The 21,867-nt window shown below is 74.4% G+C and carries 17 protein-coding genes and 3 tRNA genes; 7 read left to right on the top strand and 13 right to left on the bottom strand.

Going from position 1 to position 21,867, the window contains the following annotated elements:
• Positions 1 to 60: 60 nt before the first annotated feature.
• Positions 61 to 1,515, bottom strand: coding sequence for an FGGY family carbohydrate kinase (locus tag ABZ484_RS27380; RefSeq protein ID WP_358868585.1), 1,455 nt, complete (start codon positions 1,513 to 1,515; stop codon positions 61 to 63).
• A gap of 65 nt (positions 1,516 to 1,580) precedes the next feature.
• A complete protein-coding gene (locus tag ABZ484_RS27375) occupies positions 1,581 to 1,880 on the bottom strand; it encodes a YtxH domain-containing protein (RefSeq protein ID WP_358868584.1) in 300 nt (99 codons plus the stop codon).
• A 156-nt stretch (positions 1,881 to 2,036) separates the two neighbouring features.
• Here ABZ484_RS27375 and ABZ484_RS27370 point away from each other — a divergent pair.
• The 3 genes from ABZ484_RS27370 (at position 2,037) to ABZ484_RS27360 (ending at position 2,542) form a co-directional block, all read left to right on the top strand.
• Positions 2,037 to 2,109 (top strand) — tRNA-Asn (locus ABZ484_RS27370).
• Positions 2,110 to 2,114: 5 nt separating this feature from the next.
• A tRNA-Asn gene (locus ABZ484_RS27365) sits at positions 2,115 to 2,187 on the top strand.
• 278 nt (positions 2,188 to 2,465) lie between these two features.
• Positions 2,466 to 2,542 (top strand) — tRNA-Ile (locus ABZ484_RS27360).
• 120 nt (positions 2,543 to 2,662) lie between these two features.
• Here the strand turns inward: ABZ484_RS27360 and ABZ484_RS27355 are convergent.
• The 3 genes from ABZ484_RS27355 to ABZ484_RS27345 form a co-directional block, all read right to left on the bottom strand.
• The gene (locus ABZ484_RS27355; RefSeq protein WP_358868583.1) at positions 2,663 to 3,451 is read right to left on the bottom strand and encodes a VOC family protein; all 789 of its coding nucleotides are present in this window, start codon (positions 3,449 to 3,451) and stop codon (positions 2,663 to 2,665) included.
• Between the two features lie 219 nt (positions 3,452 to 3,670).
• Positions 3,671 to 3,826: a hypothetical protein gene (locus ABZ484_RS27350; protein WP_358868582.1), complete on the bottom strand. Its 156-nt coding sequence runs from the start codon at positions 3,824 to 3,826 to the stop codon at positions 3,671 to 3,673.
• A gap of 346 nt (positions 3,827 to 4,172) precedes the next feature.
• Entirely contained in the window at positions 4,173 to 5,216 is a 1,044-nt protein-coding gene (locus ABZ484_RS27345) for a rod shape-determining protein (RefSeq protein ID WP_358868581.1), read from the bottom strand.
• 349 nt (positions 5,217 to 5,565) lie between these two features.
• Here ABZ484_RS27345 and ABZ484_RS27340 point away from each other — a divergent pair, with 349 nt between their 5' ends.
• Complete coding sequence (locus ABZ484_RS27340; protein WP_358868580.1) at positions 5,566 to 9,345, top strand: S8 family serine peptidase; 3,780 nt, start codon at positions 5,566 to 5,568, stop codon at positions 9,343 to 9,345.
• Positions 9,346 to 9,393: 48 nt separating this feature from the next.
• Here ABZ484_RS27340 and ABZ484_RS27335 read toward each other — a convergent pair whose 3' ends face one another.
• The 3 genes from ABZ484_RS27335 to ABZ484_RS27325 form a co-directional block, all read right to left on the bottom strand.
• Positions 9,394 to 10,845: a carboxyl transferase domain-containing protein gene (locus ABZ484_RS27335; RefSeq protein ID WP_358868579.1), complete on the bottom strand. Its 1,452-nt coding sequence runs from the start codon at positions 10,843 to 10,845 to the stop codon at positions 9,394 to 9,396.
• Positions 10,838 to 12,304, bottom strand: a complete 1,467-nt coding sequence (locus ABZ484_RS27330) for an acyl-CoA synthetase (RefSeq protein WP_358868578.1) — start codon at positions 12,302 to 12,304, stop codon at positions 10,838 to 10,840. Before ABZ484_RS27330 ends, ABZ484_RS27335 begins: the two co-directional genes overlap by 8 nt.
• Before the next feature lie 136 nt (positions 12,305 to 12,440).
• Entirely contained in the window at positions 12,441 to 13,520 is a 1,080-nt protein-coding gene (locus tag ABZ484_RS27325) for a MerR family transcriptional regulator (RefSeq protein WP_358868577.1), read from the bottom strand.
• A gap of 139 nt (positions 13,521 to 13,659) precedes the next feature.
• Between ABZ484_RS27325 and ABZ484_RS27320 the strand changes: the two genes are divergently transcribed.
• On the top strand, positions 13,660 to 14,562 hold the full coding sequence (locus ABZ484_RS27320; protein ID WP_358868576.1) for a hypothetical protein: 903 nt from the start codon (positions 13,660 to 13,662) through the stop codon (positions 14,560 to 14,562).
• A gap of 39 nt (positions 14,563 to 14,601) precedes the next feature.
• On the opposite strand, the gene ABZ484_RS27315 is transcribed toward ABZ484_RS27320, so the two are convergent.
• Positions 14,602 to 15,186, bottom strand: a complete 585-nt coding sequence (locus ABZ484_RS27315) for a hypothetical protein (RefSeq protein WP_358868575.1) — start codon at positions 15,184 to 15,186, stop codon at positions 14,602 to 14,604.
• Between the two features lie 196 nt (positions 15,187 to 15,382).
• Between ABZ484_RS27315 and ABZ484_RS27310 the strand changes: the two genes are divergently transcribed.
• Complete coding sequence (locus ABZ484_RS27310; RefSeq protein WP_358868574.1) at positions 15,383 to 16,156, top strand: IclR family transcriptional regulator; 774 nt, start codon at positions 15,383 to 15,385, stop codon at positions 16,154 to 16,156.
• 50 nt (positions 16,157 to 16,206) lie between these two features.
• Positions 16,207 to 17,064 (top strand): SMP-30/gluconolactonase/LRE family protein, encoded by an 858-nt coding sequence (locus ABZ484_RS27305; protein WP_358868596.1) that lies wholly within the window; start codon positions 16,207 to 16,209, stop codon positions 17,062 to 17,064.
• Between the two features lie 59 nt (positions 17,065 to 17,123).
• Here ABZ484_RS27305 and ABZ484_RS27300 read toward each other — a convergent pair whose 3' ends face one another.
• The 4 genes from ABZ484_RS27300 to ABZ484_RS27285 form a co-directional block, all read right to left on the bottom strand.
• Entirely contained in the window at positions 17,124 to 18,554 is a 1,431-nt protein-coding gene (locus ABZ484_RS27300; RefSeq protein ID WP_358868573.1) for an FAD-dependent monooxygenase, read from the bottom strand.
• 25 nt (positions 18,555 to 18,579) lie between these two features.
• Positions 18,580 to 19,761, bottom strand: a complete 1,182-nt coding sequence (locus ABZ484_RS27295) for an MAB_1171c family putative transporter (RefSeq protein ID WP_358868572.1) — start codon at positions 19,759 to 19,761, stop codon at positions 18,580 to 18,582.
• Between the two features lie 55 nt (positions 19,762 to 19,816).
• The gene (locus ABZ484_RS27290) at positions 19,817 to 21,373 is read right to left on the bottom strand and encodes an MAB_1171c family putative transporter (protein ID WP_358868571.1); all 1,557 of its coding nucleotides are present in this window, start codon (positions 21,371 to 21,373) and stop codon (positions 19,817 to 19,819) included.
• A partial coding sequence (locus ABZ484_RS27285; protein WP_358868570.1) for a toxin occupies positions 21,370 to 21,867 on the bottom strand: 498 nt, incomplete at its 5' end. The genes ABZ484_RS27285 and ABZ484_RS27290, both read right to left, overlap by 4 nt.

Here is a 21,867-nt window from a genome sequence, read left to right as displayed (position 1 = left end):
GACGCGCCGTCAGCCGGTGGACCTACTCCACCCGGGTGGCGTAAAGGACTTCAGGGGGCATTACGGGCGAAACGCCCCCGGATGGGTCTGTTCCCGCACCGACACGTACTGCTGGCGCACCGCCTGGCCCACCGCCAGTTCCTCGCCCGGCTCCAGGATCTGCGCGACGGCACCCTGCCAGCGCGGCGGGGTGCGCGGGTCGAGAGTGCCCTGGGACACACCGAGCGCCCACGCGGCCTGCCGGGCCGCGCCGACCGCGGCGTAGTCCGCGGGCTGCGGGACCACGACCTGCGCGCCGAACAGCGAGGGCGCCACGGCCTGTACGGCGGGCAGCTCGGCGGCCTGGCCGAGCAGGAAGATGCGCCGTACCTCCACGCCCCGCCCGCGCAGCACGTCCAGCGCGTCCGCGAGCCCGCACAGCATGCCCTCGAACGCGGCCCGCGCCAGGTGCTCCGGCTTCATCGACTCGCGCCTGAGGCCCGCCAGCGTCCCCGCCGTGTGCGGCAGGTTCGGGGTCCGCTCGCCCTCCAGATACGGCAGCAGGACCAGCCCGTGCGCGCCCGGCGTCGACTTCATCGCCAGGTCGGACAGGCTGTCGAGGTCGGACAGCCCCAGCAGTTCGGCGGTGCCGCGCAGCGCCCGTACGGCGTTCAGGGTGGTGACGACGGGCAGGTGCATCCCGGTGGCGTCGGCGAGCGAGGTGATCATCCCGGTCTGGTCCACCAGCGCCTCGGGGTGGACCGCCATCACCGAGCCGGAGGCGCCCAGGGACACCACCGCGTCACCGAGGCCCAGGCCGAGCCCGAAGGCGGCGGCCATGGTCTCCCCGGTACCGGCGGAGATCAGCAGCCCCTCGGGTGTCGTACCGGCGGCCTCCGCCGGGCCGATCACCTCCGGCAGGGCGGCCTGGTGACCGAGGGCCAGCTCCACCAGGTCGGGCCGGTAGGCGCCGGTGGCCGCCGACCAGTAGCCCGTGCCGGAGGCGCCGCCGCGGTCGGTGGTCCGCCGCGCGGGCCGGCCGAGCAGCTGCCACACCAGCCAGTCGTGCGCCTGGAACAGCAGCGCGACACGCCGGGCGGCATCGGGTTCGTTCTTGGCGAGCCAGCGCAGCTTGGTCACGGGCTGCGCGGCCTGCGGAACGGATCCCACGGCCTGCGCCCAGGCCTCCCGCCCGCCGAGCGCGTCGATCAGATCGGCCGCGGCGACCTGGGCCCGCCGGTCGCCGCCGACCAGCGCGGGCCGCACGGTGGCGCCCTGCCCGTCCAGCGGAACCAGCGCGTTCTGCTGCGCCGACACGCCGATGGCCTGCACGCCCTCCAGCAGTCCGCCGCCCGCGGCCTCCCCGAGCGAGAGCAGCCACGCCTGCGGATCGACGTCGGCAGGACGGCCTCCGCCCTCGGGGCTCTCCACCGGATGCGGCGCGTAGCCCTGCCTGAGCACGGCCCCGGTGTCCGTGTCGCAGACCACGATGCGAGTGAAATCGGGTGAACTGTCCAACCCGGCGACTATCCCCATGACCGAAATTCTGCCGCACCGGAGCACTTGCTCGGGCCGTGGGCGCGGGATCGACGAGACACGCCCTACGTGTCGCTGGTGCCCCAGTCGTCCGCGCCGCCCGCGCCCCGCTCGCGCAGGGAGCGCACGCGCCGGGCGACCGAGTCGGGCATCCGGTCGCCGACCCGCTCGCTCACCGCGTGGTAGGCCCGGCCCGCGAACCGGCGGCCCTGCTGCGCCGCGCTCTCGGCGGTGTTGCGCACCGCCGGGTTCTGCGCGACCTGCCGCGCGGACTTCCTCAGCTGCTCGTAGCGCTCACGTCCCGCCCTCGTGCCCAGTACGTAACCGACAGCCAGTCCTGCGATGAACACGAGCCGGTAGCGCATGGTGGCCACCCTTTCTTGCCTCGACCTAGCCTCGACGTCGTTGCCGGAGGGAACCGATTGGCGGAGCACCCCCCTGCTTGCGCTAATGTATGTGTCGCAGCGAGCGCGCGCCCCCTGGCCAATACCCAGGTAGGCACGTTCGATGCAACGAGGCATTCCTCCGTAGCTCAATTGGCAGAGCAGCCGGCTGTTAACCGGCAGGTTACTGGTTCGAGTCCAGTCGGGGGAGCTCGGTCCTCCGTAGCTCAATTGGCAGAGCAGCCGGCTGTTAACCGGCAGGTTACTGGTTCGAGTCCAGTCGGGGGAGCATGCTGAACGAGGACCCTTCGGGGTCCTTTTTCATGTCCGCGTTCGTGTCCGCCTTCTGGGCGCGGGCCTCGCCGTGGGCTTCCCGGCCTCGCGCCGGCTTCCCCTGATCCGTACCGTCCCGGGGGGAACCATCGCGGCCCCGGCGGAGTCCTCAAGGTCGTGAAGACCATCGAGGTCATGAAGGGCCGCGGTAAGCCGACCATGGCGAAGCAGGAGATCGTATGAGCGGCTATGCTGCGGCAGACGGCGCGTACAAGTGTGCGCGACACGCCGCACGGGGCGGTAGCTCAGCCGGTTAGAGCAGCGGACTCATAATCCGTCGGCCGTGGGTTCGAGTCCCACCCGCCCCACCAGGCGCTCTGCGTGCAGAAGCGTTTCTATCCGCGGAAAGACGCGAGCCGGGGCTGCCACGCGGGCGTGGCGGCCCCCGTTCACCCGTCAGGACCAAGACCAGAACGCATGGACCCCTCCGGTCACTCCTGTCGCGGGTTGGGCTTGAGTACGGCGAAGATCGCGCCCGAGGTGTCCGCCAGCCAGGCGATCCTGCCGACGTCCGGCACGTCGGCCGCCGGCATCAGCACCGCGCCGCCGTTCCGCTCCGCTTTCCGTACGGTCTCGTCGGTGTCCGCGACCGCGAAGTACGGCACCCAGCCCGCCTCCTGGCCGCCCTCCTGGAGCGCCGCCGCTCCGCCGAAGGACGTGGCCTGCTGGTCCCCGTCCCGGAGGCTGAGCACCCGGTACGTCATCCCGGGCGCCGCCATCTCCTGTGAGCGCCAGCCGAAGAGGTCGCGGTAGAAGGCGATCCCCGCCTCCGGGTCCGGTACGTGCAGCTCCACCCAGACCAGCGTGTCGTCCTCGGACGTCCGCTCCAGCCCTCCTCCCGGCGTCCCGCCCGGCTGCAACGCCGCGAACCGGGCTCCCTGCCGGTCGGTGAGCTGGGTGATCCGCGCCCCGCCGGGGACGTCCATGGGCGCCGTCCGCACGGTGCCGCCGCCCCGCTCCACGGCGTCGGCCGCGGCCCGGGCGTCATCGGTGAGGAAGTACACCGTCCAGGCGCTCCTGGCGCCCTCCTCGGTGAGCGGGCCCAGCGCGGCGACGGTGCCGCCGTCCTTCTGGAAGAACCCGTACCCGCCCGCCTCGGGCCCCGCCGGGACGAACCGCCAGCCGAAGACACCGCCGTAGAAGGCGGCCGCCCGGTCGGTGTCCGGACTGCCGAGGTCGATCCAGCAGGGTGATCCGTGGGTGAAGTCTGTGCCGAGCATGCGCGCCCCTTTGACGACGGCTCCGCGGGACCACCTCGCCGCGGCCCCGCACGACGCCTGCCACGATGCCCACCTCCGGCCGCCCCGCCCGCACATCCGGCCCGGCGGGCCGGGGCGATTCATGCTCCGGAGTGACGAGCGGACATGACTGTCATGGGCATGCCATTGACCCGCTGCACAGCGAGGGCCGCTTCTCAGGCCCGGCGGCCGGTGCCGTGATCAGGCGTCGGCGGCGTCGGCCGTCTCGGGGAGGTCGTCGCGGTCGCCCTCGGCCTGGGAGGGCGTCGGGTACGGGGTGTCGGGCAGCTCGGCGATGCGCCGGGCCTCGTTGTCGTCGCGCTCGCCTTCGGCCTGGGAGGGGGTGCGCTCTCGCATGGTGGCGCCTCCTGCGGACGGGGCTGGTCACTCGGCCACCGGGTACCCCCGAGCGCCGGAAACACCCCGTGCGGTGACGCGGCGGTCCGGCCGCCGCGCGACGGTGAGCGCCGGGTGCGGCCACGCGTGTCTCCTCCGGCGGCGCCGGGCGGCGGGGCCGAGGCGCGGCGCCGGGTCGCGGGGCCGCTCGTCCGCGTGACGGCGGCGGGCGCCGTTCGTGGCGGGGCCGAGCGGGGCGACCGCCAACTGCTGGGCGGAAGCCGGAGGTTCGGCCGGTCCGTACATGCCGGGCCGCGCCCCGGTGGCGTCCGTGCCGACGTCCGTGCCGGCGCGTCCGTGCCCCCGGTCACGCCCCCAGCGGGTCGAGGACCAGGGGCTCCACCTTGCCCTCCAGCATGTCGCCCAGGCCCTGGACCGCGCAGACGTCGGGACGTTCGGCGATGTTGACCGGCATGCCGGTGGCCTCGCGGAGCATCTGGTCCAGGCCCGGGAGCAGGGCGGAGCCGCCGACCATCATGATGCCGCGGTCGGCGAGGTCGGCCACCAGGTCCGGCGGGCACTCCCGGAGCACCTTGTAGATGCCGTCGAGCACGGTGGTCAGCGGGGTCTGGATGGCCTCCCGCACGGCGGCGGTGTCGACCACGACCGAGCGGGCGAGGCCGGTCGCCACGTCCCGGCCGTGGATCTCCGTGGAGGCCGGACCCTGCGCGGTGATCCCGTTACCGTGCAGGGCCACCTGGAGGGGACGGACGGACTGGCTGGGCAGCATCAACGCGTGCTCGTGGCGCAGGTGCTGCACGATCGCGCGGTCGACGGCCTCGCCGCCGACGGGCATGCGCTGCGCCGTGACGATCGAGCCCAGGGAGAGCACGGCCACCTGGGTCGCCGCGGCCCCGCACACCAGGATCATGGTGGCCTCGGCCCGCTCCACGGGCAGCCCGCAGCCGACGGCCGCGGCGATCAGCGTGTCGACCAGCTCCACGCGGCGGGCGCCGAGCCCCACCAGGGTCTCGATCGTGGCCCGCTGGGCCAGCGGGTCGGCGTCGTGCGGGGTGCAGGCCGCGGCCCGCAGCCGGGGCTTGCGGCGCAGCGAGCGGCGCATCCGGTCGCCGAGCAGATGCCGCAGCATGCGCTGCGCCATCTCGATGTCGACGACGGTGCCGCCGGAGACCGGGCGGACGACGCGGATGTAGTCGGGGGTGCGGCCGGTCATCCGCTCCGCGAACTCGCCGACCGCGATCAGCGCGCCGTTGCGGGTGTTCACGGCGGCCACCGAGGGCTGGTCGACGACGAGTCCGGCGCCCTTGACGTACACACGGGTCCGGGCGGCTCCCAGGTCGACGGCGAAGTGACAGCGGCGCAACTGCTCCAGACTGGCGGTCGCGGTCATGGCAGATCCTCCCGAGAGCGCGGGCCGTGGCGGCCGCCGGGCTGCGGCCACATAGGCATCGTGCGGGCGGCGGGGGAGCGGGCGCCTGTTCAAGGGGGCCGGGCGGGTGCCCCGGGACGTGTGCATTTTACGGTTATCGGCCGAATAAGCACCGGATAAGCGCAAAGGCGCGCGCCTTGCCCGTGGCGGGAACCTGCCACGGCGCTCTTCCGCCACCTCCCGTCAACTCCCTTACTCCGTACGCCTTCTGACACTCTTCGCACCAGCTGTCGCACCAGCAGTCGCAGCACCTCACGGCACTCACTGGCACTCGACGCAGCGTCCGACGAAGAGACGAAGAGAGGCACGGATGAGCAGAGGACCAGGCGGACGGAGAGCGACCCTGCTGTCGTCCCTTCTGTCGGCCGGACTCGTGACCGCCTTGCTGCCCATGGGACAGGCCGCCGCAGAGCAGGCGGCCACCCGGCAGAACACCTCCCCCCGGGCCGAGGCCGGCACCCCCGGCAGCGCCCCCGGCGCCCCCGGCGCCCCCGGCACCCCCGGCGCCCCCGGCACCCCCGGCAACGCCCGCTCGGTCACCCTGGTCACCGGTGACAAGGTCACCGTCACCGACCTCGGCGGCGGCAAGAAGACCGTCTCGGTGCGACGGCCGCCGGGCGCCACGGGAGCCGTGCGCACCCAGGTGGCGAACGGCACCGTCACCGTCGTACCGGACGAGGCGCGGCCCTACCTCCGGGCGGGCCGGCTGGACCCGCGGCTGTTCGACGTCAGCGAGCTGCTGCGGCAGGGACTCGGCGACGCGAGCACCGGCGAACTGCCGCTCATCGTGACCTACGGCAAGGACGCCCGCGTACAGACCCCGCGCGGAGCGGAGCGCACACGGAACCTCGCCAGTGTGCACGGGGCCGCCGTGAAGGCGGACAAGGGGCGGGTGCTCTGGCGGGAGTTCACCGGGCGGGACGACGACCGAGGGCGCACCCCGCACGACGCCTCGCGGGACGGCCGGAGCCTCGCGCCGGCGAGCGGCATCGACAAGGTCTGGCTGGACGGACGGGTCACCACCGCCATGGCCGACAGCAACGCGCAGATCGGCACGCCGGCGGCATGGGAGGCCGGACTCACCGGCAAGGGCGTCACCGTCGCCGTGCTGGACACCGGCGTCGACACCACCCACCCCGACCTCGCCGGGCGGGTGAGTCAGACCAGGAGTTTCATCGACGGCGAGGACGTCGCCGACCGCAACGGCCACGGCACCCACGTCACCTCCACCGTGGGCGGCAGCGGCGCCGCCTCCGACGGCAAGGAGAAGGGCGTCGCCCCCGACGCCACGCTCGCCGTCGGCAAGGTCCTCGACGACCAGGGCAACGGCAGCGAGTCGCAGATCATCGCCGGGATGGAGTGGGCCGCGCGGGACGTGCACGCGCGGATCGTGTCCATGAGCCTGGGCTCCACCGACCCCAGCGACGGCACCGACCCGATGGCGCAGGCCGTGAACACCCTCACCGAGGAGACCGGCGCCCTGTTCGTGATCGCCGCCGGCAACACCGGGGCCCCCTCCTCCATCGGCTCGCCCGGCGCGGCCGACGACGCCCTCACCGTCGGCGCGGTGGACTCCGCGGACCAGGCCGCCTACTTCACCAGCGCCGGACCCCGCCTCGGCGACGACGCGCTCAAGCCCGACCTCTCGGCCCCCGGCGTCGACATACTCGCCGCCCGCTCCCAGCTCACCGACGGCAGCGGCTACTACACCTCCATGAGCGGCACCTCCATGGCCACACCCCATGTCGCCGGGGTCGCCGCCCTGCTCGCCCAGGAGCACCCCGACTGGAGCGGGGCCCGGATCAAGGACGCGCTGATGTCGTCGAGCAGGCAGCTCGACGCGTCGGCGTACGTCCTGGGGGCGGGCCGGCTCAGCGTCCCGGACGCCGTGGACGCCCGGATCACCGCCACCGGCAGCGCCGACCTCGGCTTCTACCGCTGGCCGTACCCCGCGAACAAGCCGGTCACCCGCACCCTCACCTACACCAACTCCTCCGACCAGGACGTGGAGTTGGAACTGTCCGTGCGGGGCGCCCCGGACGGGGTCGCCACGCTCGCCGACTCCACGCTCACCGTGCCCGCGCACGGCACCGCCTCCACGACCGTCACCGGTGACGGCGCCAAGGCCGAGGTCGGCACGACCAGCGGGCAGATCGTCGCCTCCGCCGCCGGCACTCCCGTCGCGCACACCGCGTTCGGGCTGGTCAAGGAGGACGAGCGGTACACCCTGACCGTGCACGTCAAGGACCGCGACGGCGCCGCCACGGCCGCCGACCTCGCCGTGCAGCAACTCGCCGTCGGCACCGACCCGTTCCCGGCCCACGTCGGTGACTCCGGCACCCTGGAACTGCGGCTGAAGCCGGGCACGTACAGCGTGACCTCCTTCCTCGACGTGCGCGGCGGCCACGGCGCCGACTCGCTCGGCCTCGGCTTCCTCGCCGCACCCGAGATCACCCTCGACCGGGACCGCGAGATCACCCTGGACGGACGGCGGCTGCGGGAGATCCGCGCCGACGTCGACCGCCGCACCGAGACCCGGCAGCTGCTCATGGAGTACGACCGGAACGCGGGCGGCTCCGACCTGTTCGACGCCGTCCAGGTACCCCTCGCCTACGACACCGTCTTCGCCGCGCCGACGGCACCCGTGAAGCAGGGCACCTTCGAGTACCGGACCGTGTGGCGGCTCGGCAAGCCGCTCCTGGAGGTCAAGGGCGTCGGCGACGCGCTGGTACAGCCGGGCGGCACCCTCATGGAGGGCCGTAGCAGGCTGCCCCTGGTCGACGTGGGCGACGGCGACTTCGGCGGCGAGGACGTGCGCGGCAAGGCGGTCCTGGCCCGGCTCGCCGACGGCACCGAACCGGCCGCGCTGGCCCAGGCCGCGCAGGACGCGGGCGCCAAGGCGTTGTTCGTGACGGACGACGCACCCGGCCGGCTGACCGCCTGGTGGGGCACCGACGACAACGCCGACCGGCCCCTCCAGATCGCCACCGTCGACACCTCCGACGCCGCCCGGCTGCGCACCGCCCGCCGGGTCGACATGACGGGCACCCGCGACACGCCGTACGTCTACGACCTCGCCGACGGCCACCCGGGAGCGATCCCCGACCGCGATCTGACGTACGCGCCCACCGGCCGGCAGCTCGCCACCGTCCGGGCGAGGTTCCATGCCGCGCGGCCGGCGGATGGCGGGGAGTTCCGGTACTCGATCACCGACACCTTCCCGATCGGCCTCGGATTCCAGGAGCGGATCGACTACCCCGCCGAGCGCACCGACTACGTCTCCACCGGCCCCGGCCAGCTCTGGCACGAGTCCGTGGCGCTCGGCGACGCCACCCTGGAGGAGCGCAGCGGCCTGGTCCGCTACGACGGCGGGACACACCCGACCCTGAACTGGTTCAAGCCCGTCTGGCACCCCTGGCTGGGCACCGGACTCGGCTGGGGACAGCAGCGGGCCGGGAACCAGCTCCAGTTCAACGCGCCCGGCTGGGGCGACTCCGGCCCCGACCACACCGGCTTCGGCGACGTGTGGAGCGAGGACAGCGGAATGACCCAGACGACCACGGTCTACGTGGACGGCGAGCAGGCCGACCGGCGGAACGGCTCGGGCGCCTACGTGTGGGACGCCCCGGCCGACGAGCACACGTACAGGCTCGTCACGGACACCTCGCTCGACGCCGCGCACTTCGAGCCGGCCACCCAGGGGCACGCCGAGTGGATCTTCCGGTCGTCGGCCACCCCGGAGGACCACTGGACCACGCTGCCCCTGATCAACCTCGCCTTCGACCTCGACACCGACCTCGCGGGCCTGCTGAAGCCCGGCGGCCGGGTCCCGGTCGGCCTGCACGCCGAGTACGTGGCGGGCGCGCCGGGCACCGGGACCATCGGCACCGGGAAGCTGGAGGTCTCGTACGACGAGGGCGCGACCTGGCGGACGGTCGGGCTCACCGGCGGGCACGGCGGGCAGGCCTCCTGGCACGGCAGCCTGACCGTGCCCCGGGGCGCGGCCACCGTCTCACTGCGCGCCTCCGCGAGCGACGACCGGGGCGGTTTTGTACGGCAGGAGATCGTCCGGGCCGTGGGGGTGAGGTAGGCCCGGACAACCGCCCTGACGGCCGCCGGACAACCGCCCGGACGGCCGTCAGGTCGCGTCCGGATCGCCGGCGACCGGCACCACCCCCCTGACCACTCCGAGCTCCACCAGATCCTGCGGCCGGATCCGCAACTGCTCGGCCGTGGTCGGTGCCTGGTCCGGCGGGCGCTTGAGTATCGCGGCGGCCAGCTCGGGCGCAATCACCGAGAAGTAGCTGTCGGGCGTGGCCCAGGTGTTGCCCGGCGCGGCCAGGGCCAGGGCACCGCCCGAACCGCCCTCGCCGATCACCAGGGTGGTGATCGGCGTCCGGGCGGCCGCCACCACGCCGAACAGCTCGGCGATCGCGGCGCCGACACCCTGGCGCTCCGCCTCGGCGTCGTTCGCGGCCCCCGGGGTGTCCACCAGGGTCAGTACCGGGATCCCGAGGCGGTCCGCGAGCCGGATCAGCCGCGTGGCGGTGCGGTATCCGGCGGGGCGGGTGGCAGTGCCGGTCTGCGCGGCGTAGGCGACGGTACGGCCGCCTTGTTCGCCGAACCCGCAGAGCATCCCGTCGTCCGTGCCGCCGCAGCGGTCGCCGCGCAGGGCCACCCGCCGGGTGAGGCAGGAGTCCAGGTAGCGCTCGGCGCGCGGGCGTTCGGGGGAGCGGGCCCGCCGGACGGCGTCCCAGCCGGTGGCGGGAAGGCCGGTGGCGGAAGGGCCGGTGAGGGGAAGGCCGGTCGCGGACTCGGCGGAGGACGCGGTGGAGGACGCGGTGGAGGAATCGCTGGGGGGTCCGGTCGCGGGTCCCGCCGTGGGCAGGGCCTTTGGCGGGGCGACGGTGGCCGTCGACGGCCGCGAGAGCAGGCGCAGCCACTGCCCCAGCGTCGCCCGCAGCTCCTCCGGCCGTACCACGGCGTCCACCGAGCCGGCCGCCAGCTGCGCCTCGGCCCGGTAGGCAGCAGGGTCGGCGTCGGTCGGCCGCACCCGGGAGCCGGCGAAGCCGACCTGGGCGCCGGGCAGGGCGAGGATGACGTCCGCGCCCGCGCCCAGGGTGGCCCAGCCGCCGCCGGTCGTCGGGTCGCGCACCACCGCGATCTGCGGCAGTCCGGCCGCCCGGGTGAGCGCGCACTGCTGGGCCAGCCGCTGCAACTGGGTCAGGGCGAGCATGCCTTCCTGCATGCGGCTGCCCCCGGTGGCGACCAGCGGCACGACCGGCAGGCGGTGCTCGCGCGCGTGGGCGTACGCCGCCTCCAGGCCGTCGCCGGTGCGCCGGCCCAGCGAGCCGCCGAGGAAGCCGAACTCGAAGGCGATCAGCACGGCCCGGGTGCCCTCGATGTGCGCGGTGCCGCACACGACGGACTCCTGCTCGCCGGTGCGCTCGGCGGCGCGGGCCCGCGAGGCGTCGTAGCCCTCCCAGCCGAGCGGCCCGTCCGGCTGCGACTCCCTCGCGGGACGGTCGAGTTCCTGGAAGTCGTCGCTGACGAGGGCGATGGCCTGCCGGGCCGAGAGACGTTCAGCCATGCGCCAGCGCCCGTTTCATGATCTTGCCCATGTCGTTGCGGGGGAGTGCGCCGCGGAGACGGAGGACCCGGGGCCGCTTGTGCGGGGCCAGCCGCCGGGCGACATGGCCGGCCAGTTCCTCCAGCCCCGGCGGGGACTGCGGATCGGCCGGGACGATCCAGGCGACGATCCGCTCACCGAGGTCGGCGTCGGGCTCCCCGGTGACGGCGGCCTCGCGGACCGCGGGGTGTTCGAGGAGCGCGTTCTCGATCTCCCCCGCGCCGATCTTGTAACCGCCGCTCTTGATCAGGTCGGTGGCTTTGCGCCCGACGATGCGGACGTAACCGTCGGGGTCGCGCACCGCCATGTCCCCCGTGCGGAAGAACCCGTCGGCGGTGAAGGCGGCGGCCGTCGCGTCCGGCCGGTTCAGATACTCGGTGAACAGGTTCGGCCCGCGCACCTGGATCTCGCCGACCGTCTCACCGTCGTACGCCGTGATCGCCGTGCCGTCCTCCTCCACCAGCCGCAGCTCCACGCCCGGCAGCGGAACCCCGACCGTGCCGGCCCGCGCCTCGCCGTCGGCCCGGACACTGGTGTTCATCAGGGTCTCGGTCATGCCGTACCGCTCGATCACCCGCCGCCCGGTGGCGGCCGCGATCCGCTCGTGGTCGTGCACGGGCAGGGCGGCGGACCCGGAGACCAGCAGCCGCGCCCCGGCGAGCGCCTTGGCGAGCTCGGGATCCCCGGGCAGCGCCTCCGCGATCCGGTGGTACATGGTGGGCACGCCGAACAGCATGGTCGCTCCGGTGTTCAGCTCCCGTGCCGCGCCCTCGGTGGTGAACCGCCCCAGATGCCGTACGGATCCTCCGTGCCGCAGCGGGCCGAGGACGCCCAGCACCAGCCCGTGCACATGGAACAGCGGCAGCCCGTGCACCAGCACGTCCTCGCCGGTCCACTGCCAGGCGTCGGCGAGGGCGTCCAGGGTGGTGGCGACGGCCCGGCGCGGGATGACGGCGCCCTTGGGCGGCCCGGTGGTCCCGGAGGTGTAGACGACCAGGGCGGGGTCGCCGTCGCCGTAGCGGTCCTCGGAGAGGTCCTCGACGTCCTCGGCGACGGGGCCCCGTCCGCCCACCTCCACGTCGATGCGCTCCAGGCCCGCCGACGCGGCGGGAAGCGCGTCACCGGGCCCGGCCAGCACCGCCGAGGGCGCGCTGTCACCGAGGATGTGGCCGAGCTCCTTCTCCCCGGACTTCGGGTTCAGCGGCACGGCGGCGGCCCCGGCCAGCAGCACGCCGACCACGCCCACGGCCGTCTCCGGCGTCGGCGTCGCCCATACGGCGACCCTCTCCCGCCCCCGCACCCGCTCGGCGACGGCCCCGGCCGCCGTCGCGAACTCCGCATACGTCAACGACCGATCACCGAACCGCAGGGCGGCTCGCGCCCCCGGATCACCCGTCAGGGCCGGAAAGAGGGAGGACACGCGGCGGACTCCTAGTGACTCTCGTGCTGACCGATGGACGACACCTCCGTCCTACCTACCCCATGGCCGGCGCGGTTCGTCGCCGCCGAGGCGTGGAGCCGGTCACGTCCGCCGCCGTGTGGACGCGGGGGAGCCGTCAGGCCGCCGCCCGCCGTACGTCGGCGACCGCGCAGCTGATGTTGTCCGGACCTCCGGCGTCGTTCGCCGCCGCGATCAGGGCCCGTACGGTGTCGTCCGGGGCCGGGGTGCCGGCGAGCAGGGCGCGGATCCGCTCCTCCGGCACGACGCCGGTGAGGCCGTCGGAGCAGAGCAGATAGCGGTCGCCCGGCCGGGGGTCGTGCAGCCGCAGGTCGGGGACGGGCGGGGTGCCGCCGTCCAGGGCCTTGAGGAGGAGGGAGCGCTGGGGGTGGGTCGTGGCCTCCTCGGCGGTCAGACGGCCCTCGTCCAGCATCGCCTGGACCACGGTGTGGTCGTGGGTGATGAGGAACAGCTCGCCGTCGCGCAGCAGATAGGCGCGGCTGTCCCCGATGTGCACCAGGGCGAGCTGCGCGCCCGTCCACAGCAGCGCGGTCAGGGTCGTACCGGCGGCCTCGTCGCCGGCGGCGGCGTCCCGGACCGCCCGGGTCGCCCCCTGCACGGCGTCCTCCAGCAGGTTCAGCAGGCCGCCGGCCGGCAGCTCCGCCGTGTCCAGCGACTTCAGCGCCGCCACGGCCGCGCTGCTGGCCGGGGCCCCGGACGGCCCGTATCCGTCGGCCACGGCGAGCAGCCGGGCGCCGGCGTAGGCGGTGTCCTGGTTGGCGGTGCGGACCCGGCCCGGGTCCGAATGGGCGGCGTAGCGCAGCTCCAGCATGGTCGTGGTGTCCTTCCTCGGTGCCGAGAGGTGGTCGACGAGGAACGCGGCGAGATCGCGCCGTACGGCCGTCTCCGCCTCCACCCGCGCCCAGTAGGCGCGGATCTCCCGGGCGGCGGCGGCCGGTCGGAGGGCGCACACCTGGCGGATCCCGGCCAGCGGCATGCCGAGCCGCCTCAGCCACGCCACCAGACGCGCCTGTTCCAGCTGGGCCGGCGCGTAGTAGCGGTAGCCCGTGTCCGGGTCGACGCGGGCCGGCCGCAGCAGATCCAGCTCGTCGTACAGGCGCAGCGCCTTCGGCGACAGCCGGCACGCCTTCGCGAAGGCGCCGATGGTCAGCATGTCCGTGTCCGTGTCCGTGTGCATGTGCACCTCTTTCCGTTCCCGTCACCGATGCTGGGGCTTCCCCGAAGGTGAAGGTCAAGGCGGGTGCGGCGGTTCCCGGGGGCGGTTGTTAGCGTGCCAGGCGCCGTACTTCGGACCGTGTCAGGAAGAGGAGCCCGCCGTGCCCCGTGTCGCACTCGCCACCTACGACCCCCGGACCGAGCCGAGCAAGGACCGCGATCTGCCCGTGCTGGTGCGGGCCCTGCGGGACGCCGGGGCCGGGGCCGAGGCCGTCCACTGGGACGACGAGAGCGTCGACTGGGCGGCGTACGACCTCGTCGTCATACGCTCGACCTGGGACTACAGCTGGCGGGCCGCCGAGTTCACGGCATGGGCCGAGAAGTGCGGGCAGGTGACCCGGATCGCCAATCCCGTCGACGTCGTGCGCTGGAACGCCGACAAGCGCTACCTCGGGGACCTCGCCGCCGCCGGTGTGCCGGTCGTCCCGACGCGCTACCTCGCCTCCAAGCAGAACCCCGGAGAGACCCTCGGTGTCGACGACCTTCCCGGCGACCGCGAATTCGTCGTCAAGCCGGTCTTCGGGGCCGGTGCCCGGTTCGCCGCCCGGTACACGCCCGGGGAACGGGAGACGGCCGTCGCCCAGGTGGCGCGGATGCACGCGGAGGGGCTGACCGCGATGGTGCAGCCGTACCTGACCCGCATCGACGTCAGCGGGGAACGGGCGTTGCAGTTCTTCGGCGGCCGGCTGCTGCACGCCAGCCGCAAGCGGGCCGTGCTGTCGCCCGGGACCGCCTACGACGCCGACAAGGTGGCCCACCCGGACCTGGAGCCCTGGACCCCGACGCCCGCCGAACTCGCCGTCGCCGAACGGGCCCTGGCCGCCGTGCCGGACACTCCCGAGCTGCTCTACGCCCGTGTGGACCTGGTGGACGGGGAGGACGGCGCACCGCGCGTGATGGAGCTGGAACTGGTCGAGCCGAATCTGTTCCTCTGGCTGCACCCGACGTCGCTGCCGGTGGTGGTGGACGCGATCCTGGACGCCGCCGCCGCCGCTGCCCGCTGACCCGCCGTCCTCTCACCCGCTGCCCGCCATCCCCTCACCTCACTCGCTGACCTGGGTCCGCTGGAGCAGGCCCCAGGTGAACTCCGCGACCACCTCACGCCGTACGCCCTGCGCGTCGGGGGCCGTGAAGGCGAGCCCCCACCGGGTGGGCGCCGTGCCTTCCAGGGGGCGGGCCGGGGCGAAGGAGCGGGCGGCCTCGTCGACCGTGCAGGACCAGGGGGTGAGGTCGTCGAGGGTGCGCAGGGCGGGCGGTTCGGCTCCCGGGGCGCGGACCAGCCACTCGTTCCAGACCTGGCCGTTCGGCCCGGCCAGCACCTCGAAGCGCAGGCCGGGCCAGAGGGGCAGGGGCCACTGCCGGGCCTCGCAGTCCAGGTCGCCGATCCGGCGGGCGGCGGTGGACTCGGGCGGGCCGAGGACGGAACGGTAGCGTGCGGCGGCCGAGCGGGTCCTCGGGGAGCGGACCATCGCCTGCCAGCGCTTGTTGGCCTCCCGCATCCGGGCGATGGACACGCCCAGGGTGTGGCGGGCGTCCTCCACCAGGTCCGGATTGTGGTCGGCCATGCGGCGCAGCAGCACCAGCTGGAAGTCGAGCGGGGTGAACGGCGCGGGCGTCGAGGCGGGCATGGAACCATCGTCGCCCACGGTGGTCGCACTCGTTCGCCCTCGGTGGTCGCACTCGTTCGCCCTCGGTGGTCGCACCCTTTCCGCCACGGGCGTCGCAGCCATTGCCCGCCCACCCCACTCTGGCTAGCCTGTGTTCGTGATGCCGACCGCCTGTTGAAATCTCGAACAGGCCTGGATTCAAGGGAGGGGGCCGGTCGTGGGACGCCTCGTACCAGCCGTGACCCGGGCTCTCGACATATTGGAGCTCTTCCTCGACGGGGACGGGACGCTCTCCGCCCCCGACATCGTGCGCAGGCTCCAGCTGCCGCGCACGACGGTGCACGAGCTGGTCACCACGCTCGCCGCCCGCCAGTACATCGTGCCGGTGACCGGTCAGCCCGGACGCTACCGGCTCGGAGTACGCCCGTACCAGCTCGGCAGCCGCTACGCCGAGCAGCTCGACCTCGCCGCCGAGGGCCAGCAGGTCGCCCGGTCCGTCGCCGAGACCTGCGACGAGACCGTCCATGTGGCGATCCTCGAGGACACCGACGTCATCTACATCGCCAAGGTCGACTCCACGCACGCCGTGCGCATGGTCTCGGCGGCCGGCCGCCGCCTCCCGGCGCACTGCACCTCGGTCGGCAAGATGCTGCTCGCCTCCCTCCCCGAGCCGGAGCTCGCCGCGCGCGTCCCGGACGACGCCGATCTGGTCGCCATGACCCCCAACAGCATCACCGACCCGGCCGCCCTGCGCGAGGCACTGACCGAGATCCGGCAGCGCGGCCTGGCCGTGGAGAGCCGCGAGTCCAACCCGGACGTCAGCTGCGTGGCCGCCCCCGTGCGCGACCGCACCGGGCAGGTGGTCGCGGCCCTGTCCATCTCCGTCCCCATGATCCGCTGGAGCGACGAACGCCTGGCCGAGCTGGAGCAGCTGGCCGTGAAGGGCGCCGCCGAGCTGTCGGAGCGCCTCGGACACAGGAGCGTGGCGTGACACAGGAGCGTGGCATGACACAGGAGCGCGGGATGACCCGGGAGCGTGGCATGACGACGGCGTACGACGTCCACGAGGTGGCGGTGCCCGCGCGGGCCGAACTGGGCGAGGGCCCGACGTGGGATCCGGCGGCCGGCCGGCTGATCTGGGTCGACATCCTCTCCTCCCGGGTGCACACCTACGACCCGGCGACGGGCGCGCGCACGGTCCGCACGACCGGGCAGCACGTCGGCGCGGCCAAGCCGCGCACCGGCGGCGGGCTGGTGCTGAACCTGCGCGACGGGGTGGGCCTGGTCGACCCCGACGGAAGTTTCCGCTGGCTGCACCGCGACCCGGTGCCAGGCCGCCGCGGCAACGACGCCGCCGTGGCGCCGGACGGCTCGCTGTGGGCGGGCACGATGCGCTACGACGAGACCCCGGGCGGCGGCACGCTGACCCGGCTGACCGGCGACGGCGCGGCGGAGACGGTCCTGGACGACGTGACGGTCAGCAACGGCACCGGATGGAGCCCCGACGGCCGCCTGATGTACTACGTCGACACGCCGACCCGCCGCATCGACGTGTTCGACTTCACCGACGGCCGGGCCGTGAACCGGCGGGAGTTCGCGCGGGTGGAGGAGGGCGCCGGCTTCCCGGACGGCCTGACGGTCGACGCCGAGGGCTGCGTCTGGGTGGCCCTGTGGGACGGCGGGGCGGTACGCCGCTACACCCCGGCCGGCGCGCTGGACCGCGTCCTCACCCTTCCCGTCCCCCGTCCCACGGCCTGCGCCTTCGGCGGCCCGGCCCTGACCGATCTCTACATCACCACGGCCCGCACCGGCCTGACGGCGCCCCACCCCCTCGCGGGTTCCCTGCTGGTGCTGCCGGGCGGGGGGCAGGGCCTGCCCCAGCCGGCCTTCGCGGGCTGACCCGCGGCCCAGAGCCTGTGTCACATCCCCGGCCGGGCGCGCGGATGTGACACAAGCTCTCACGCGCCGGTTCCGCCGGCCCCCGTCCGGTCCAGTGCGGTCACGATCTTGTGCTCCGCCGGGGTCAGCGGGGGGCCGGACGGGGCGGGCAGGAGGGGGCCGGTGAGGACGTCCAGGAGCGTGCGGGGGCGGAAGAGGCGTTCGGGGCCGGTGCGCATGCTCGTCACGTCCCACAGGGCCGCCGCCGCACGGTAGGAGCCGGTGGCCGCCTTGGTCAGGCGGCGGCCGTAGGCGGTGACCAGGCGGTCCGCCGGGCCGGGGCGGGCGCCGCGCGTGCCCGGGTACCAGACGTCCTGGCCGACCGCCGCCGCCCAGGCCGCGTCGACCGACCGGGCGGCCCCGCGCTGCACCCGCCGCGCCAGGCCGGGCGCGGCGAGCCCGCCGCGCCGCAGCTCCTCGCCCAGCAGCCGGGCGCCGAGCGCGGCCACCGACATGCCCTGGCCGTAGGCCGGGTTGAACGTGGCCACCGCGTCGCCGAGGGCGACGAACCCCTCCGGCCAGCGCGCGGTCTTCTCCAGGTACCGCCGGGAGTTGCTGGTGCTGCGGCTGACATGCACGTCGGTGAGGGGTTCGGCGCCCGAGACGAGCCGGCCCACCAGCGGGCTCGGCAGGCCGAGGGCGTAGCGCAGGAAGCCCTCCGGATCCGCGGGCGGCTCCCCGCCCCGGGTGCCCGCCAGGCTCACCATCCAGCGGTCGCCCTCGACGGGCAGCATCATGCCGCTGCGACCGGGCTCGCCCCCGTACGGATCGGCCTGCACGATCGTCAGCGGGAACTGCTCGGCGCCCGCGGGGGTCCGGTAGACCCGGGTGGCGTTGACCAGTCCCGAGTCCACGCTCTTCTCCGGTACGCCGGTGATGCCCAGCTCGCGCAGCCAGGTGATCACGCGGGACCCGCGCCCGCTCGCGTCGACCACGAAGTCCGCGGCCAGTTCCGTCTCCTGCCCGCCGGGAGCGGCGATCCGCACCCCGCGCACCCGCCCCGCGTCCCCGGCCAGCCCGACCGCCTGTGCCTTGCGGACCTCCACGTCCGTGTGCGCGAGGACGGCCTGACGCACCGTCCAGTCCAGCAGGGCGCGGGTGCAGCTGAGCATGCGTGGCCCGTCGTGCCGCCAGCGCGGGAACCAGCCCTCGGGGGTGAGGGCCACGATGCCGTGGCCGAGGGGTATCTCGTGGGCGCCGGCGGCCAGCAGCCGCCGCCTTATGCTCCCGCCCGGCACCACGTCCTCCATCGCGGCCAGGCCCCCGGCCATGAGGAGATGGGCATGGCGGCCCTGCGGCAGCCCCTTGCGGTGCTCCGGTCCGTCGGGCAGGTCGTCGCGGTCGAGCACGACCACGTCGTCCACGGAGCGGGACAGCACCGCCGCGGCCAGCACGCCGGCCAGGCCGGCACCGACGACGACAGCTCTGCGCTGGCTGTGACCAGGGGGCATGGGACTCCTCGGAGTAGGCCATGGCTCAGCCATGGGAGGTCCTCAACGTTCCTTCTCGGGCCGCGGCCCCGGCGGGCGCGGGAAGCGGCAGCAGGGCCTGCGCCAGCTCCACCAGGCCGCCGGTGCCGGACACCTCCGTGGCGTGCAGGCGGTATCCGCTCGGCGCGGCCAGCGGCGCCTCGCGGGCGGCGGCGCGCCGGGCGGCGTCGGCGAGCATTGCCGCCTCCGCGGCGATCCGCGCCTCGTGCGCGCCGCGGCCCGCCTCGCGGGCGGCGTCCAGGGCGCGGGCGCGCACCTGGTCGTCGAAGTAGGGCGCGAGGGCCAGCAGGGCGTCGTGGATGGACATCTCGCGCCAGTGCAGCCGCGCCCGGGGCGACTGCCACCAGCCGCTGGGCGGCTTGGGCGCGGTGGACACGAACCGCACCCGCGACCACAGCGGCTCGAGCCTGCGGTAGTCGCGCAGTCCGCGCAGCTGGGCGGCGGCGGCCGGCAGCAGCCGGGGCAGGACGAAACCGGCGGAACACAGCAGCGCCCCGAGCGAGGCGGACGGCGGCGCCACCTTCGTGGACAGCACGTCCAGGTCGTGGCCGTACCAGCGCGCCGCGACGGCCGTGTACTTGGTGAGCTGGAACCCCACCACGTCCAGCAGCGACCCGGCCATGATCAGCCGCAGTCCGGTCCGCAGCAGCCCGGTGACCTCCCGGCTCCACTTCACGCACAGCGCGCACATCGCCAGGGTCGCCGCGGTGTGCCCGATCAGGTACAGCAGGATCATCTCGCGCACGTACGGGGTGTTGGCGTAGTACGTGTCGAGGTCGGTGAGCCGTTCGGTGTCGGCGTCGCCCAGCGTGAACAGCACGACGATCGCGGCGACCAGCGGCACGTACGCGGCGATGCTGCGCAGCACCAGCCGCCGGACCAGCTCGCGGGGGCCGCCCCGCCAGTGGACGAGCAGGACCAGCAGCGAGCAGCTGTACGCGCTGAGCATGCCGTACGTCAGCGGGGCGCCGAAGTTGGGGACGCCGGTGAGGCGGTTGACGGCACCCAGGGTCAGCGGCGCCGAGCAGACGAACACCAGCGAGCCCAGGATGATCGACACACACGTGGACACGGTCACCGGATCCCGGACCGCGGTGCGCGGCCGGCGCAGCAGGACGACGGCGGAGACCCCCAGCAGCCCGGCCGCGAGATAGACGACGAGACTCACGGGCGGCACCCCCGCCCCGTCGGCCGTCCGGCCGACGCCACCACCGGCCAGGTCATCACGAGGCCCCCGAGGGCCTGGTATTGCCGCACAGGTCTTCGGAGGTCCTGCCGGGGTCCCCGGCGGAGTTCAGCGCCTCCGCGATCCGCACCAGCACCGCGGGGCCCGGCACGCCGTCCCCCAGCCGCCCGAAGGCGCTCCCACCGCCCGGTGAGGGACTCGCGGCCGGTGACGATCCGCCGCCCGGTGAGGGACTCGCGGCCGGTGACGATCCGCCGCCCGGTGAGGGACTCGCGGCCGGTGACGATCCGCCGCCCGGCGACGGACCTGCGGCCGGTGACGATCCGCCGATCGGTGACAGACCGCCGATCGATGACACACCGCCGATCGGTGACGCGGTGACGGACCGCTCGGCCGGTCTGCCGCCCCCGGCCTCCGTGCCGCCCTCGGACCGGTCGGCGGCGACCGGCCACGCGGCGGCCCACGCCGCCTCGAACGGCGGCGGGCCGGCCGGCTCGCATCGCTCCTCCCGGCCGGCCGCGCCCTCCCCGGGCACGAGTCCCGCTCCGGCGGCCGGTACCGGTGAGCCTCCGGCGTGCTGGGCGCGGGCCGCGGCCGCGATGACCGCGGCCCACGCGGCGGCCTCGGCGTGCTCCTTGTCGCCGGTGGCCTGAAGGGCGGCCTCGTGCACACGCTCGTAGTGGGAGCGGTCGAAGAAGGCGTCCAGATGGCCGAGCGCGTTGTGGATGCTGGTCTGCCGCCACATCAGCAGCGTGGTGGGGGAGGCCCAGCGCGGGCGGGGCAGCCGCAGGGAGTGCCGGGTGAGCAGGTCGTCCAGCTCGCGCTCCAGCGGCGCCAGGCGGGCGTACGTGTGCCAGGACCGCCGCCACTGGGCCAGCCGCGGACCGGCCAGCGGCATCAGGATCCCGACCGAGATCAGCATGGCGCCCAGTCCGGCGGCCACCGGCGAGACGTCGGTGCTCAGTTCCGACCAGTCGCGCCCGCACCAGCGCGCGACCACGGCGGTGAGTTTGGTGACGCTGTAGCTGGCACCGCACAGCGACCCCAGCCCGAGGACGACCATCCCCGCGCGCAGCCAGCCGCCCACCTCGCACGCCCAGCGCAGCGACAGCGCCGTGGTGACGCTCACGGCGACGAGGTGCCCGACCAGGTACAGCACGATCATCTCGGCGATGAAGGGCGTCGTCGCGTAGTACGTGTCCAGGTCGGTGCGCCGCTCCACCGGGGCGTCGCCGAGCGCGAACGTGACGCCGATGCCGACCACGACGAGCGTGTACACCGCCACCCAGCGGCGGGCCACATGACGCACCCGGGCGCCGCCCCGCCAGTGGACGACGAGGACCTGGGAGGCCGCACTGTAGGCGATGATCGACGCATAGGTCAGCGGCGCCGCGAGGTTCGGCACGCCGCTGAGGCGGTTGATCGCCCCGACCGTGGGCGCGGCGCCGAGCAGGAAGCAGGCGCCGGCCAGGCCCAGCACCGTGCAGATCGCCCGCAGGTAGGGGTCGCGCGGGTGGCGGACGAGGTCCGGGGTCTTCGCCGCCAGGCCCAGCCACAGCGCGCCGCAGCTGACGTAGTTGATCACGCCGCTCATCTTCTCCGGTTCCCGCGGTAGTTGAGCGCCGCCCCGATGCGGCCGGCGAGGTCCGCGTCGCCGCCGGGGTCCGCGGCGGACGCCGGGTCCGCCGCCGACTCCAGCCAGTCGCGCAGCCGGCCGCCCATCAGCATGCCGAACCGGTCCGCCTCCTGCTCGTCGGAGAGGCTGAAGTCGGTGCGCGCCGCGACGGGCCGGGGCAGCCCGGCGGGGGACGGTCCGGCGGCGGCGTCCGCGCCGTCCGCGTCCGCGTCCCGCCGGTTCATGTGCCACACCTCGTGGCAGAAGATCACGATCTGGTGCCACACGGCGGCCCGCCGGTCGACGACCACCACGTCCTGCGTCTCCGCCTCCAGCCACAACCCGCTGGCGGTGTGCGGCGGGAAGACCTCCCGGCGGACGACGACCGGACGGCCCCGCCACGCGGCGACCGAGTCGACGAGCGCGGTGAACAGCGCCTCGGGGTCGGCGGGCACCGGCACCTGGATCGGGTC

The sequence above is a fragment of the Streptomyces sp. NPDC006393 genome, from assembly GCF_040628575.1.
GTDB lineage: Bacteria > Actinomycetota > Actinomycetes > Streptomycetales > Streptomycetaceae > Streptomyces.
This window is presented reverse-complemented; position numbering and strand designations above follow the sequence as displayed.

Excerpts from the sequence above, each read along its gene's own strand:
- ABZ484_RS27325 (WP_358868577.1), bottom strand. The coding sequence starts at position 13,520 with ATGCACACGGACACGGACACGGACATGCTGACCATCGGCGCCTTCGCG.
- ABZ484_RS27290 (WP_358868571.1), bottom strand. The coding sequence starts at position 21,373 with ATGAGCGGCGTGATCAACTACGTCAGCTGCGGCGCGCTGTGGCTGGGC.
- ABZ484_RS27345 (WP_358868581.1), bottom strand. The coding sequence starts at position 5,216 with ATGACCGCGACCGCCAGTCTGGAGCAGTTGCGCCGCTGTCACTTCGCC.
- ABZ484_RS27375 (WP_358868584.1), bottom strand. The coding sequence starts at position 1,880 with ATGCGCTACCGGCTCGTGTTCATCGCAGGACTGGCTGTCGGTTACGTA.
- ABZ484_RS27355 (WP_358868583.1), bottom strand. The coding sequence starts at position 3,451 with ATGCTCGGCACAGACTTCACCCACGGATCACCCTGCTGGATCGACCTC.
- ABZ484_RS27315 (WP_358868575.1), bottom strand. The coding sequence starts at position 15,186 with ATGCCCGCCTCGACGCCCGCGCCGTTCACCCCGCTCGACTTCCAGCTG.
- ABZ484_RS27305 (WP_358868596.1), top strand. The coding sequence starts at position 16,207 with ATGACGACGGCGTACGACGTCCACGAGGTGGCGGTGCCCGCGCGGGCC.
- ABZ484_RS27300 (WP_358868573.1), bottom strand. The coding sequence starts at position 18,554 with ATGCCCCCTGGTCACAGCCAGCGCAGAGCTGTCGTCGTCGGTGCCGGC.
- ABZ484_RS27340 (WP_358868580.1), top strand. The coding sequence starts at position 5,566 with ATGAGCAGAGGACCAGGCGGACGGAGAGCGACCCTGCTGTCGTCCCTT.
- ABZ484_RS27335 (WP_358868579.1), bottom strand. The coding sequence starts at position 10,845 with ATGGCTGAACGTCTCTCGGCCCGGCAGGCCATCGCCCTCGTCAGCGAC.
- ABZ484_RS27350 (WP_358868582.1), bottom strand. The coding sequence starts at position 3,826 with ATGCGAGAGCGCACCCCCTCCCAGGCCGAAGGCGAGCGCGACGACAAC.
- ABZ484_RS27380 (WP_358868585.1), bottom strand. The coding sequence starts at position 1,515 with ATGGGGATAGTCGCCGGGTTGGACAGTTCACCCGATTTCACTCGCATC.